Source organism: Flavobacterium sp. 9 (genome assembly GCF_002754195.1).
GTDB lineage: Bacteria > Bacteroidota > Bacteroidia > Flavobacteriales > Flavobacteriaceae > Flavobacterium.
The window spans coordinates 5,297,259-5,311,508 of sequence record NZ_PEEU01000001.1 but is presented as its reverse complement, the minus strand read 5'-3'; the positions used below and the strand labels follow the sequence as shown (position 1 = coordinate 5,311,508).

The 14,250-nt window shown below is 32.5% G+C and carries 12 protein-coding genes; 2 read left to right on the top strand and 10 right to left on the bottom strand.

The features are described 5' to 3' along the window. Positions 1-1,246: 1,246 nt before the first annotated feature. From CLU81_RS22225 to rpsF, 5 genes are all read right to left on the bottom strand, one after another. Positions 1,247-1,720: a DUF6495 family protein gene (locus CLU81_RS22225; RefSeq protein ID WP_099711810.1), complete on the bottom strand. Its 474-nt coding sequence runs from the start codon at positions 1,718-1,720 to the stop codon at positions 1,247-1,249. 108 nt (positions 1,721-1,828) lie between these two features. Continuing rightward, positions 1,829-5,008: a carboxypeptidase regulatory-like domain-containing protein gene (locus CLU81_RS22220; protein ID WP_099711809.1), complete on the bottom strand. Its 3,180-nt coding sequence runs from the start codon at positions 5,006-5,008 to the stop codon at positions 1,829-1,831. Between the two features lie 100 nt (positions 5,009-5,108). Next, on the bottom strand, positions 5,109-5,549 hold the full coding sequence (gene rplI / locus CLU81_RS22215; protein WP_007810573.1) for a 50S ribosomal protein L9: 441 nt from the start codon (positions 5,547-5,549) through the stop codon (positions 5,109-5,111). 66 nt (positions 5,550-5,615) lie between these two features. Continuing rightward, positions 5,616-5,912: a 30S ribosomal protein S18 gene (rpsR, locus tag CLU81_RS22210; protein WP_002987043.1), complete on the bottom strand. Its 297-nt coding sequence runs from the start codon at positions 5,910-5,912 to the stop codon at positions 5,616-5,618. A 5-nt stretch (positions 5,913-5,917) separates the two neighbouring features. Beyond that, complete coding sequence (gene rpsF / locus CLU81_RS22205; protein WP_099711808.1) at positions 5,918-6,259, bottom strand: 30S ribosomal protein S6; 342 nt, start codon at positions 6,257-6,259, stop codon at positions 5,918-5,920. A 177-nt stretch (positions 6,260-6,436) separates the two neighbouring features. Here rpsF and CLU81_RS22200 point away from each other — a divergent pair, with 177 nt between their 5' ends. Further along, positions 6,437-7,135 (top strand): LytTR family DNA-binding domain-containing protein, encoded by a 699-nt coding sequence (locus CLU81_RS22200; protein WP_026729423.1) that lies wholly within the window; start codon positions 6,437-6,439, stop codon positions 7,133-7,135. A 1-nt stretch (position 7,136) separates the two neighbouring features. Here CLU81_RS22200 and priA read toward each other — a convergent pair whose 3' ends face one another. From priA to nadC, 5 genes are all read right to left on the bottom strand, one after another. After that, on the bottom strand, positions 7,137-9,587 hold the full coding sequence (priA, locus tag CLU81_RS22195; RefSeq protein ID WP_099711807.1) for a primosomal protein N': 2,451 nt from the start codon (positions 9,585-9,587) through the stop codon (positions 7,137-7,139). Positions 9,588-9,614: 27 nt separating this feature from the next. Continuing rightward, positions 9,615-10,361 (bottom strand): subclass B1 metallo-beta-lactamase, encoded by a 747-nt coding sequence (gene bla-B1-FLAV / locus CLU81_RS22190; RefSeq protein WP_099711806.1) that lies wholly within the window; start codon positions 10,359-10,361, stop codon positions 9,615-9,617. Between the two features lie 17 nt (positions 10,362-10,378). After that, a complete protein-coding gene (locus tag CLU81_RS22185; protein WP_099711805.1) occupies positions 10,379-10,810 on the bottom strand; it encodes a DUF2147 domain-containing protein in 432 nt (143 codons plus the stop codon). Position 10,811: 1 nt separating this feature from the next. Continuing rightward, a complete protein-coding gene (locus CLU81_RS22180; RefSeq protein ID WP_099711804.1) occupies positions 10,812-11,735 on the bottom strand; it encodes a YihY/virulence factor BrkB family protein in 924 nt (307 codons plus the stop codon). 70 nt (positions 11,736-11,805) lie between these two features. Beyond that, complete coding sequence (nadC, locus tag CLU81_RS22175) at positions 11,806-12,663, bottom strand: carboxylating nicotinate-nucleotide diphosphorylase (RefSeq protein WP_099711803.1); 858 nt, start codon at positions 12,661-12,663, stop codon at positions 11,806-11,808. Positions 12,664-13,013: 350 nt separating this feature from the next. Between nadC and CLU81_RS22170 the strand changes: the two genes are divergently transcribed. After that, positions 13,014-14,114, top strand: coding sequence for a DNA alkylation repair protein (locus CLU81_RS22170; protein ID WP_099711802.1), 1,101 nt, complete (start codon positions 13,014-13,016; stop codon positions 14,112-14,114). The last annotated feature ends 136 nt before the right edge of the window (positions 14,115-14,250 follow it).

Below are 14,250 nucleotides of genomic sequence, written 5' to 3'. Positions count from 1 at the left end.
AAATGGACAATAAAATACCTCTTGCGATAAGCACGTATGCTTAGGCAATTCAAAAAAACGTTAAAACTCAATTAGTTAAACCACAACTTAAAACCCTGACAAGTAGGGTAATAAATTAAATTCCGTAATAAAAAATCATGTTGTATTGAGTATACCGAAGTATACTAAGGAGCTATTTCTATTTATAATAAACAGATAATAACTCGAAACTTTTGAGGAATACTGATCCGAATCAGGCTTCCAAGAGGAGTGATTTGTTGCAGGCTTAATTTTCATAAAAGAAAATTTACGTTTAGATAGAACTGAGGGAGAATTCTATTAAAATATATAGAGTATGATTCAATATCTATAGAAAGTTGATTACTCTGTCTATAAATTTTGTCTATTTAGAATAAATTCTAAAAATTGAATACATTATTTTTCAATTAGAGTATTTTGTAAGTTTAAAAAATTTTAAACACAATAATACTATTCATTAACTAAAACACCGACTGGGTTTTGGAAATGAAAAAATCTTAAAATGAAAAACTTTTTGAAAATAACTTACTATAGAAGTAAAATCAAGTTTAGGAATAAACTTAATCTTATTCCAAAGAATAAAAAATAAAGCTAAAATAATATGGATACCTAATGCAAACTTGATGAAGAAAGTAATTGTCAATTCCATAAGCAGACTAATTAAATTATTAGTAACATTTTCAACTTTAAATTTCTCGGCAAAAACATTAAAACTGTAATTTGTATTAATTTATAAAAAGTAATCAAATCACTTCATTCTTATTGTTTTTGAAAAAGTACAAAAAAACATTTTGTTTAACTTTCTTATCCTAAAATTAGAAAAAACAAACTTACAAAACAAGCGTAAAATTCTTATGTTTTTAATTTTAACATAAATGGATATACCATGAAAACTACAAAATATCAGAAAAACCAATAGTTTTAAGCCAATAACAGCTCTTATGATTATCATAAAAAAAATCAAAATATTTCATAATATTTCAATAAAGTAAATAAAAACCTACTTTTTTAAATTCGTAATCGATTGAATTTGAGGTGAAAAAGCCGAAATGAAAAGTAAAACCTACATTTTTATATGCAAATGTGAATTTCTTAAACAATTCAAAAAAAACAGGTATAAATACGGGGTAAAAAAAATATAAAAGTCTAAACAAAAGTTAAAAACATAAAAAAAAGGTAAACAATTTAATATCAATCATTTACCTTTTTAAAAATCTTTTAATGGAAATTACGACTCAATAATAGTATTAATTTGAGTAAATAATTGTCCATCACTTAAAAATGCTCCTTGCTGAATCAATTCAAAAATAGATGCATTTCTATCTTCTGTAAATACTTTTTTTCCAACCTTCATTTCGATGTTTTCAGTAAACATATTATCACTCAGCCATTGCAAACCATCTTTCGTTAAGAAATCTGTTTCAGGAACCAATGATTTCAGCACTATTGACTGAACATGCTCCTCAAAACATTGAAACAAAAAGATATGATTTTTAGAGAAATGCTCTAAAAATTCAGCTCTTGACAAAACACCTTCCCAAATTAAATCTGAAAAAACATCCAACTCCTGTTCTGCAACTTCCGGTTTATTTAATTTAAGAGAATCCCACTCTGCTTTATCAATTGCCTGAGTAGCTAAAAAACTAGCGAATTCTGCGTGCAATTCATCAAATTGCTCTTTTGTTAATCTTGCGTATTTCATTGTTTATTTTTGCGTTTAAACACTCTTAAAAGAGCCTGAATAAAATTTCATTATCCAAAAAAAAGCCCTCGCAAATGCGAGGGCAAATTTATAACTTTTTTTGCTTTATTAAAAAATGTATCTGATACCAAATTGAGCCTGCCATCTTGATGTTAAACTCGCATCATAACTAAAGGTTTTAGTTTGAGTATTATTGAATGTATACGTCGGAGTATTTCCAACAACTGTCACACCAATTGGCTGAACACTCGTTGGTACCTGAACAACTCCCCAATCTGAATTTAATAAATTTCCAAAATTCAATACATCGATACTAAACTGAATCGTATTCTTTTTCTCTGATGCCGATGAAACTTTGAAATTATAATCCTGCATAAGCTTAAGATCGCATCTTCCTCTCCAAGGCGATATAGCACCGTAACGATCCGCATATTGCCCTCTTCTGTTTTTCATATAATCATCTTGCGAAATAAATTTATCAAATGCCTCACCTTGTCCTGGTGCACTAAAATTCATTAAAGCAATTTCGGCAGTTGTTGGAATATAAATCAAATCATTTACTGCAGAACCATCACCATTAATATCACCACCATAAGTATAATTAAAACGTCCGCCCTGAGCATATTCAAAGAAAGCCGAAACAGTTGTCGCCCATTTATCTCTTCCGTATTTCCATTTTTTAGAACCTACACCAATAAAACGATGATTATCTCCGTATTTAGAATTCGAAAGAACAGCGTTATTCACATTTCCTAAAGCCGGATTAAATGCAAAAGCGTCGCCAGTAATTTCAGCTTCAATAGAGTTTACGTCTTTTGATTTTAAATAATTATAAGCAATACTTGCATACAAACCATTTTCAAAATTCTTTTGCACTTTAACTGTTGCATTAAAAGCACTTCCTTTATTCGAATTCGTCATTACATAAGCATTATTTACTCCATGATCTGCCGCAACATAAATCGCTCTGTTATCTACACCAGCCAAAGTTCCCGTTGGAGGTTTTAATCCCCAGTTTTGAACCTGTACCGCATTAATATCTTTATTATAAGAAAAATCAAGCGTCACGATATAATTGCTTTTAAATCTGTGATCATAACCCAAACTTGATCTCCAAACCTGTGGCCATTTATAATCCGGATCCATAATTTGCAAAAAGCTGTCATCAGCACCACTTACCTGATTTCCTAACCAAACAAAAGGGATTCTTCCGGTAAAAATTCCCGATCCTCCACGAAGCTGAGAAGTCGCATCACCTTTTACATCCCAGTTAAAACCAATCCTAGGCGACCACAAAATCTTATCACTTGGTAAATCTGTAGAAATCAACTTAACCGCCTTACCCGTTTGCGGATCATAATAATCAATATCATTATTTCTGCCAGCGCCTCCATTATCAGTATCAATATACTTCTGAATCAAATCGGCAGTATTAAAATACAAAGGTTTATCAATTCTTAAACCTACAGACAATTTGAAATTATCATTCACACTAAAATCATCTTGTGTATAAAACGCCAATTGTCCCACATTTAATTCTGCCAGTTTCCATCCTCCATCAGTTCCAACTTCAAACTGACTTTTAGTATTAAAAACATTTTGCGCCTGTTGAAAATTTTGCTTCAATGAACTAGAAGCCAATGGTAAAGCCGCATCCGCTAAAAAATCCGTCACACTTGCATAAGGCCTAAATGTACCATAATAAGGCACCGGATCAGTATCAGGATTACGGAATTTATCATAACCCGCTAAGTTAAACGAGTTTTTAAATCCGAATTTCTCGAAAGAAGTTCCAAAAGTAAATGCATGTTTTCCAACTGTATAAGTAAGATTGTCTGTAATTTGAATTACTTTTTGATCTAAAGTATTATTGATAGAAAAAGGCTCATGACCCGCAATAATATAATTAGAACCTCCTCCATCCTGAATAGTAATTACAGGCGCCGGAACCGAAAACGGAACTCTATAATCATTAAAATGAGAATATCCTGCCTGTAACTTATTCGAAACGCCTTCGCTGAATTTTGAATTTAACTCCGCCAAAAAGGAACTTAAATTATTATTGATTTGATATCCCGAATTTTGAAATTGCAAAATCGAAGCATTTGGTCCTCTAAATCCAAGCGCCGTTGGATGCGCCGGTTTATCCTTTGAAGCATCAAGGAAATTATAAATAACTGCAAGTTTATGATTATCATTAATATTCCAGTCGACTTTAATAATACCTTTATTTGAATTCGATTCATGAATAAAACCCTGATAAGCTCCAGTGTCATATCCTAAACCCTTCAAAGCATTCGAAACTGCAATCAAATCAGACTCCATAACTCTGGATTCATTAATTCCCGTAACTCCATCATTATTATTTGCTACGAAATTAGATCCTAAATCACTTCTTCTGTCAATTTCAAAGTTTCCGAAAATGAATAATTTATCCTTAATAATTGGCGCACCTAAACTAAAACCTGCCTGAGTTTGTTCTAATGTTGGTACAAATATTTTTTCGCCTTTAATTTTATTTCCCGTTAAATCCTGATCTCTGTAAAATACATAAGCAGTACCATGAAACTCATTTGTTCCTGATTTTGTAACCGCATTAACAGAAGCTCCCGTAAAACCAGACAACGTAACATCATAAGGTGCAGTTGCAACTTGAATTTGCTCGATCGCATCCAATGATATTGGCTGAGCACCAGTTTGACCACCCGGAGTTGCAGCGTCTAATCCGAAAGGATTATTAAAAACTGCTCCATTCAAAGAATAATTATTATACTGATCATTTCTACCTCCAAATGAACCTCCACTCGCAGTTGGCTCTAAACGGGTAAAATCTTCAGCCGATCTCGAAATAGTTGGCAATGCCGTTAATTCTCGTCTTCCAATTGTAGTTTCTGCTCCGGTTTTTCCACTTTTAAAAACCTTGTCTTTAGAAACAATTTTAACTTCTTCCAAAGCCTGACTTGCATCTTCTAATTGAACCGCAAGATTAAAAGGCTTCCCTAAATCAAGATTGATGTCATTATATTCCTGGTTTTGAAACCCTACAAAAGTCACCGTAATTTTATACGGACCTCCAATTCTCATATTCAAAATACTGAATCTTCCATCTTCATTAGATACAGCTGAATATTTAGTTCCTGTTGGGGTATGAACTGCCAAAATAGAAGCGCCCGGCAATAGCTCGTTTGATGAACTTTTTACAATACCCTTAATACTCGAAGTCGTTGTTTGCCCAGTAACGACGGTTAATGCAAACAAACACAATAATAATGCAAGGTTTTTTCTCATTTTGCTGATTTTGAATTAGTTGGTTAAATCAAAATTAGACAAAAAAAAACCACTCCTAAGAGTGGTTTTTATATTTTATTAACAAGAAGTTAACAAAATGTTATTTTTCAGCGATAATCTCGTATGGTAAGTCAACGATAACATCTCTGTGTAAACGGATGCTAGCAGAATATTTTCCTGTACGTTTTACGATACCACTAGTGATGAATTTTCTATCAATAGCGTTACCTGATTTCTCTAAAGCTTCAGCAATGTCGATGTTTGTGATAGAACCAAAAAGTTTCTCTCCACCAGCTTTTGCAGTAAGTTTAATTTCAAGAGCTTTAAGTGTTTCAGCTAATGCTTTAGCATCAGCAACAACTTTAGCTTCTTTATGTGCTCTTTGTTTTAGGTTTTCAGCTAAAACTTTTTTAGCAGAAGGAGTTGCTAAAGCAGCAAAACCTTGAGGAATTAAAAAGTTACGACCGTAACCAGGTTTTACAGATACTACATCATCTTTAAATCCTAAGTTTTGTACGTCTTGTTTTAAAATAAGTTCCATGTTGTTGTCCTTATATTTTAGAAGTTAGGTTCTGATTTAACAGAAACCAGCGACTAGAGTTTTTAATTATTTTAATAAATCGGCCACGTATGGCATTAAAGCTAAGTGACGAGCTCTTTTTACAGCTACAGAAACTTTTCTTTGGTATTTTAATGAAGTTCCAGTTAAACGACGAGGAAGAATTTTTCCTTGCTCATTAACGAATTTCAATAAGAAATCAGCATCTTTATAATCGATATATTTGATTCCTGATTTTTTGAAACGACAGTACTTTTTAGTTTTGTTAGTTTCAATGTTTAAAGGCGTTAAATATCTGATATCTCCGTCTTTTTTTCCTTTTGCAGATTGCTCAATTGTAGACATAATAATTACGCTTTAGTAGATTTTAATTTAGCTCTTCTTCTCTCCGCCCATGAAATAGCATGTTTGTCTAAACTTACAGTTAAGAAACGCATAACTCTTTCGTCACGTCTAAATTCAGTTTCAAAAGCAATAAGAACTTCTCCTGCTACTTTGAATTCGAATAAATGGTAAAAACCACTTTTTTTGTTTTGGATTTCGTAAGCCATTTTTTTCAGACCCCAATCCTCTTTCCATACCATTTCAGCTCCTCTACTAGTAAGAAATTCTTCAAATTTCGTTACTGTTTCCTTCACCTGAACCTCAGATAAAACGGGATTTAAAATGAAAACAGTTTCATAATGATTCATAAATACAATATTTATTTGTTAAAATTGGGTGCAAAAGTAACCATTAAATTTAAATATACAACACTTTTTTACTTTTATTCGTCGTAATGCAAAAAATACACGCTCACTCTAGTTTTTTTTACAAAAAAATAATACATTTACTACTGCTATCCTGAATTTATTCTAAATTTAAATGTTATGAAACTAAACTGTGTTGTTGTAGATGATAGTTCTATACAGAGGACAATTATTGCAAAATTAGTTAATAATCACCCAGGTTTGCACTTAATCGGGGACTTTTCTAATGCAATAGAAGCAAAAAGTTGTATCTCTCTAAATAATATCGATTTAATATTTCTAGATATTGAAATGCCTGTTATCAATGGTTTTGACTTCCTTGATGGATTAAAATCAAAACCGCAAATTATATTTATCACTTCTAAAGCTGAGTATGCTTTGAAAGCTTTTGACTATGATGCGACCGATTATCTGCAAAAACCTATTGCGGTAGATCGATTTAACGCTTCTGTAAAAAGAGCAATAGACATGCATTTACTTAAAAAAGAGGTAAAAGAAGAAGAAGGCGAGCATATATTTATCAAAAGTAACCTTAAAAAACTTAAAATTTTCACTGCAAAAATCAAATGGATTGAAGCTTTTGGAGATTATGTAAGAGTGGTTACGGAAGACGACAGCAATCTGGTACTTTCAACAATGAAATCTTTTGAAAATGATCTTTCAAAAGACAAATTTATACGCGTACACAAGTCCTACATTATCAATATTGACAAAGTAGAACGCTTTAACAGTAAATTTGCTGAAATTGGTATTACCAAAATTCCGCTTAGCCGAAACAAAAAAGAAGATTTAGTAAAAGCATTGTCAACATCGTCATAATTTAATAAAAATCGACATTGGCAATTACCTTTATAGCTCTGTATTGAGCAACAGCCTCAAAACTATTCAACATTTTCTGGATAGTTTTTTTTGTGCCCGCTAATGGCATATTCTGCGGAATCTTAATCAGAATGGTTCTGATGTATTCATTTCTGATTCTGCTAATTGCAGGTTCTTCAGGTCCTAAAACCGGAATCCCCAAGTTCTGACTCAAAACTTGGTATAACCACATTGAACCTTCTTTTAATTTTTCAAATTCTCTATGTTTCAAAGTCAGTTTTATGATTCTGAAATAAGGCGGATATCTATAGATTTGACGGTCGTACAACTGCTCCTTATACATACCTATATAATTATGCATTGTAACTTGCTGAATTGTATTGTGATTTGGATTATAAGTCTGAATTACAACTTTCCCTTGTTTTTCTGACCTTCCAGCTCTTCCTGCAACTTGTGTCATCATTTGAAAACTGCGCTCAAAAGCCCTAAAATCCGGATGATGCAACATATTATCCGCATTCATGATTCCAACCAAACTTACATTATCAAAATCCAAACCTTTGGCAAGCATTTGAGTTCCAACCAAAATATCAATCTCACGGTTTTTAAAAGAATCAATAATCTTTTCAAAACCATATTTCCCACGAGTCGTATCCTGATCCATTCTTCCGGTTTTAGCCTTCGGAAAAAGAGACATTAATTCTTGTTCAATTTGTTCTGTACCAAAACCTTTTGTCGTTAAATCAATACTTGAACAACTATGACAATGCGTAGGTTTTGCAATCGAATAACCACAATAATGACAACGCAATTGATTTTTATGTTTATGAAAAGTCAAACTCACATCGCATTGCTGACAATGCGGAACGTGACCACAAGTCATACATTCTATTATTGGCGAAAATCCACGTCTGTTTTGAAACAAAATCACTTGTTCGCCTAAAGACAAAGCTTCTGTAATTTCTTCGATTAAAACATCACTAAAATGTCCGGTCATTCGTTTTCTGAAATGTTTGTCTTTCAAATCAACCAAAACAATATCCGGCATTCGAACATTATTATAACGTTCCGTAAGCGACACCAAACCATACTTATCTGTTTGTGTATTAAAATAGGTTTCAATACTTGGCGTTGCAGATCCCAAAAGAACTTTTGCATTATGAAAATTAGCCAAAACAATAGCAGAATCTCGCGCATGATAACGCGGCGCAGGATCTGATTGTTTAAAAGTCTGTTCGTGTTCTTCGTCAACAATCAACAATCCTAAATTACTAAATGGCAAAAACAAAGCCGACCTCGCTCCTATTACAATCTGCGCTTTTTCTGAATTTTCAAGTGTTTGTTTCCAAACCTCTACTCTTTCATTATTGCTGTATTTAGAATGAAAAACTGCAACTTTATCTCCAAAATGAAGTCGCAAACGCGAAACCAATTGTGTTGTTAAAGCAATTTCAGGCAACAAATACAAAACTTGTTTTCCTGTTGCTAAATATTCCACAATTAGTTTGATATAAATTTCTGTTTTTCCGCTTGACGTTACGCCATGAAGCAAACAAACTTCTTTTTCTAAAAGACTATTTTTAATTGCTGTAAAAGCATTTTCCTGAGCTTCACTTAAAAGTAATTGTTTTTCTGAAGCTTCACCAGTAAAAGAAACGCGATCCTGCTGTAAAAGATATTCTTCAAAAATTTCTTTATCAATCAAAGCTTTTACAGTCGCCGAAGTTGAATTTGAAACCTCAACAAGTTTTTTTACCGTAATTGGTTTCTTTTCAGAAGCCATGATTTGAAAATATGCCAAAACAATTTCTTTTTGTTTATTAGCGCTTTTCAGTACTTCCAGCAATTCTCCTAGGCCATTATCGGATTCATATTTTGCATGCAATTTTACATACCGAACCAACTTAGGCTTATAACCTTCCTTAATTTCTTCTTCTAAAACAATGATATCTTTAGCAATCATTTTTTGTAGCGTCGGAAGAATATTTTTCTTATTTAATATCGAAATAATCTCCTGAACTTTAAGAGAGCTTTGATGTTGTAGAGCTTCGTAAACCAAAAATTCTTCATCAGAAAGTTCATTTTCATTTACAACAACATCAACTTTATGCGAAATAACGGTTTCACTTTCAAGCAATAATCCACTAGGAAAAGCGCCTCGATATACATCGCCAATTCCGCACATATAATAATTTGCAACCCAAAGCCAGTGTTTAATCTGAGTTTCGGTTGCAATAGGTTTTTCGTCCAGTATTTGATGAATTTCTTTAGCATCATATAAACTCGGTTCATTTTGATGCATATCAATCACCAATGCTGTATATATTTTACTTTTTCCAAAAGGCACCGCAACGCGCATTCCTTTTTTAATGAAATGAAATTCGGCCTCTGAAATACGATAAGTAAAAGTTTTGGCTAGGGAAAGTGGTAAAACGACTTCGACAAAAAACATGGAAATGATAGTATAAGATTTGAAAGATTATTTTTTATCTGAAGTTTTTGCAGTATTATATTCCTTAACCAATTTCAGTGTATGTTTTAAAGAATTTAGGTCTTTATAATCATCGTGTCCCGTAATAATATATTTAGGATTTTTAAATTTCGACTGCACTTTTGCTATTGATTTCTCCCATTCTTTTACATCAGAATCGCCTAAATATCCTAAGTCTGTTGCTTCGATACTTTTGACAAAACAACCGCCATAAAGTACTTTTTCTTTATTAAACCAAACTACAATATTATCAGACGCATGACCTTTTCCAGGATAATAAACTTCAAAAGTATGTTGTCCAACTGTAAATGTTGTATCATTTGAAATCACAAATTCAGCTCTTGGTTCGTTATTTTTTTCAAGAATCTGATCCGTTAATTTTATAGTATAAGTTTTGATTCCTTTTTTACCATAAAATCCCAAACCTCCTGCTCTGTCTTCATGAGAATGCGTCGCAAAACACATCACAACTTCCTTATGATGTTTTACTTTTATACTATCTAATAAAGGCTGAAATTGTGTTTTATCCCAAGGCGCATCAAACAAAACAACTCCCTTATTAGTAACCAGATACAAGGCATTTGCAGAGATTAATGTTCCTTTATAATCATGAAACGTCTTATAAACATAAAAGTCACCTGTAAGATGACTTATTTGTAATGGCGAATTCTTAGACTGAGCAAAACTATTGGTTAGTATTGTCAGAAATAAAATTATCGATGCTAATTTTCGCATTTTTATTTTCAAAAAAATTAATTTTTCACTCTTGTCCAGTATTGTGTTCTTCCCATAATAGAAATCCCAACATAACCGCGCAGTTTAAGTTTATCTGCAGATTCTAAAGCAATATAACATTTGTATTTTTTACCGTTTGTAGGATCTAAAATCGTTCCTCCGCTATATTCGTCACCGTCTTTTTTAAGTCCGTTAATAATTACTAACCCTAAAATTGGCTTGTTTTTATCAGCACCATCACATTTAACGCAAGCATCTTTTTTATGATCGGCACGAAGTATTTCTACGATTTTACCATAAAGTTTTCCAGATTTCTCATAAATCTCTACAACTGATTTTGCTTCACCTGTTTCATCATCAATTGTTTTCCATTTTCCAATAACGCTTTGGGCTTGAATTGTACCTAAGGTTAAAAAGAAAACACCAATTGTTAACATCCAATTTTTCATATTATTTATTTTTTTTTTGTTTTAATTTTCTGATAGAGGCATTCAATTCAAATCCCAAAAGCAGAATCATACAGTTTATCCAAATATAAAACATTAGAATCAATAATGTACCAATTGAGCCATAAAGTTCGTTGTATTTTGAGAATTTTATAACCCAAATCCCAAAAAAGAACGAAGATATAACAATTAAGATGGTTGTAAAAACAGATCCAATGCTTATAAAAGGCACTTTATTATACTGCTTAGTACCATAACGTAATAATATTGAAGATGTTATCAAAATCATCAAAACAACAAACAAATATCGTCCCAAAATAATCAGCGGAATTCGATCACTCAACACATCCTGAATGATGGTTTTTTGAATAAATACCTCAAAAACGACAATTGTTGCCACCGTTATAAACAATATAATTGTCATAACAAGCGATATTGCAAGCGCTACTAAATATTGACTAAACCAACCTCGTTTGTCAAAAACGTGTTTCGAAGATTCAAAACCACTTAGAATTCCGTTAATACCATTTGCCATCAAAAAAATAGAAAGCAAAAATCCAGAAGACAACAATCCCGAATGACTATTATTTAAAATATCACTAATAATTTTACTGATTGCGTCGTAAGTATTTGGCGGAACTCCCTGCTGCACAAATTGCAAAAAATCCTGTTGGAATCCTTCAATCGGAATAAACGGAATTAAGTTCAGAATAAACAGCGCAAAAGGAAACAAAGCCATAAAAAAGCTAAAAGAAACCGCACTCGCATGATACGAAAATGCACCGTCAATGATACCAATAGTATACATTTCGAGTAAATCGTACAACGAAAAACCTTCCAGCCAAGGCAGTTTTATTCTTTTTAAAAACCGGACTAAATGACGTACTATAGGAATTCTTTCAATCCGGTCTTCTATCTCTTGAGACATATTTATAATTTTAGATTTTTGAGTTCAGATTTTAGATTTACAAACTCATAACTTTCAATTCACAATTAATTTAAAAAGCTTTTAGACTCAAATCCATGTTGTAAACTGAATGCGTCAATGCTCCGGATGAAATATAATTTACGCCACATAAAGCATATTCACGAATCGTTTTTTCGTTGATATTTCCAGAAGATTCAGTTTGGCATTTTTTACCAATCAACGCAACAGCAGTTTTAGTATCTTCATAATTAAAGTTGTCGATCAAAATTCTGTGAACGCCGTCACTTAAAAGAATCTCGCGAATTTCATCCAGATTTCTTGCCTCAACAATAATCTTCAAATCCAGATTATTTGCTGTCAAATACTCTTTAGTTTTCTTAATTGCAAGCGTAATTCCGCCTGCAAAATCAATATGATTATCCTTAAGCATCACCATATCATAAAGTGCAAAACGGTGATTTTCTCCACCTCCTATTTTTACAGCCCATTTTTCAGCAGCTCTGAAATTTGGAGTTGTTTTGCGAGTATCTAATATTTTAGCTCCTGTTCCGTCTAAAAGCTGTACATATTGAGCTGTTTTTGTTGCAATTGCAGACATACGTTGCATCGTATTCAAAACCACTCTTTCAGACTTTAAAATAGACTGAGAACTTCCCGAAACTTCAAAAACCACATCACCATATTCTACATGCGTTCCATCTTCAATAAAAGTCTTGATTTTTAACTTTGGATCTACAAATTCAAAAATCTTTTTTGCCAGTGCAACACCAGCAATAACTCCCTGATCTTTCACCAATAATTTAGCTTGTCCGTGTGCCGTTTCCGGAATACACGCCAATGAACTATAATCTCCCGTGCCTACATCTTCGCGAATTGCATTACTAATCAATAGTTCTAATTCTGTTTGAAATTGTACTTCGCTAATCATTTTTCTTAAATTTTATAAGATGCTAAAGTAGGACATATTTTGGGCATTTGAAAGTTAAACGACTGCCAAAAATTTATAAACATCAAAATATCTGAAAATATTTGGAAGAAAAGTATTAAAATTCCCTAACACACAGAAACATAGTTTTTGATTGTATATATAAGGCGTTTCAATCAATTCAAATTCATCCCGATGCTTCGGGAATATCTATGCGATAAAATCTTGATTTTTTAAAACCATCTACAATTTATCCTTTATATTCTATGTATCTATGCGTTAAAATTTCATTTTAAATCTCTCCATTTTATTCAGAAACATTAAATATCTTTGAAGTTCATTCAAACAAAATCATGGGATTAATTAAAGATATTTACTCGGTTACATTTTACGAAAAATTTGGTCAGGCTGTTGCCGAAGTGCATCCAAAATTCGACAAACAAAAATTTATCGAAACCATTTATGAAGGCGATTTTGCTCAAAAAGAATGGAAAGATCGCATGAAACATACCACTGTTGTTTTGCATCAGTTTATGCCTCAAAATTTTCCCGAAGCCGTCGCTTTGATTGATAAAATCATTAATAATCTCAAGAAAAATAATTTTACAGACGGAAATCTCGCTTTCATATTTTTTGCCGATTATATCGAAATGTACGGTTTAGACGATTTCAAAACTTCGGCGAAAGCCTTTGTTTCCATAACTCAATTTATAAGCTGCGAATTTGCCGTTCGTCCTTTTGTTTTAAAATACAAACAAGAAATGATTGACGAAATGATCAAATGGTCGCTACATGAAAATCATCACGTTCGTAGATTATCAAGCGAAGGAAGCCGCCCGAGATTACCGTGGGCAATGGCAATTCCGTATTTAAAGAAAGATCCAACTTCTATACTTCCCATTTTAGAAAACCTGAAAAATGATCCTTCCGAATATGTTCGCCGAAGCGTTGCCAATAACTTAAATGATATCGCAAAAGATAATCCGCAAATTGTACTTGAAATAGCCAGCAAATGGAAAGGTTTCAGTAAAGAAACCGACGGAATTATTAAACATGGTTGCCGAACTTTATTAAAACAAGGACATCCGGAAGTTCTAAGTCATTATGGTTTAGAAAGTACTAATATTGAACTTTCTTCTTTCGAAATTAAAACACCAATCGTGAAAATTGGAGATTATCTGCAATTTCAATTTCACTTAAATAATAAAAATGAAGAAGCCAAAACCGTTCGTTTAGAATACGCCGTTCATTACAAAAAATCAAAAGGACATTTGGCTAAAAAAGTCTTCAAAATCAGCGAGAAAATTTATCAGCCAAATCAATTAATTAAAGTTGATCGAAATCAATCTTTCAAACTAATTACAACGCGTGTTTTCCATACCGGAATACATAAATTGTCGATTATTATTAACGGAACTGAAAGTGAAGTTTTGGAATTTGAACTTATTGATTAAATACCAATTCTCACAGTTTTGTCATTGTGCTTTTATTGCACGCGGATAACGCTGATTCGCTATCGCGAAAACGCAGATTTACACGGATTTTGCTCGCATTTTTGTCATTTCGACGAAGGAGAAATCTCCACGAGAA

Excerpts from the sequence above, each read along its gene's own strand:
- CLU81_RS22225 (WP_099711810.1), bottom strand. The coding sequence starts at position 1,720 with ATGAAATACGCAAGATTAACAAAAGAGCAATTTGATGAATTGCACGCA.
- CLU81_RS22220 (WP_099711809.1), bottom strand. The coding sequence starts at position 5,008 with ATGAGAAAAAACCTTGCATTATTATTGTGTTTGTTTGCATTAACCGTC.
- rplI (WP_007810573.1), bottom strand. The coding sequence starts at position 5,549 with ATGGAACTTATTTTAAAACAAGACGTACAAAACTTAGGATTTAAAGAT.
- rpsR (WP_002987043.1), bottom strand. The coding sequence starts at position 5,912 with ATGTCTACAATTGAGCAATCTGCAAAAGGAAAAAAAGACGGAGATATC.
- rpsF (WP_099711808.1), bottom strand. The coding sequence starts at position 6,259 with ATGAATCATTATGAAACTGTTTTCATTTTAAATCCCGTTTTATCTGAG.
- CLU81_RS22200 (WP_026729423.1), top strand. The coding sequence starts at position 6,437 with ATGAAACTAAACTGTGTTGTTGTAGATGATAGTTCTATACAGAGGACA.
- priA (WP_099711807.1), bottom strand. The coding sequence starts at position 9,587 with ATGTTTTTTGTCGAAGTCGTTTTACCACTTTCCCTAGCCAAAACTTTT.
- bla-B1-FLAV (WP_099711806.1), bottom strand. The coding sequence starts at position 10,361 with ATGCGAAAATTAGCATCGATAATTTTATTTCTGACAATACTAACCAAT.
- CLU81_RS22185 (WP_099711805.1), bottom strand. The coding sequence starts at position 10,810 with ATGAAAAATTGGATGTTAACAATTGGTGTTTTCTTTTTAACCTTAGGT.
- CLU81_RS22180 (WP_099711804.1), bottom strand. The coding sequence starts at position 11,735 with ATGTCTCAAGAGATAGAAGACCGGATTGAAAGAATTCCTATAGTACGT.
- nadC (WP_099711803.1), bottom strand. The coding sequence starts at position 12,663 with ATGATTAGCGAAGTACAATTTCAAACAGAATTAGAACTATTGATTAGT.
- CLU81_RS22170 (WP_099711802.1), top strand. The coding sequence starts at position 13,014 with ATGGGATTAATTAAAGATATTTACTCGGTTACATTTTACGAAAAATTT.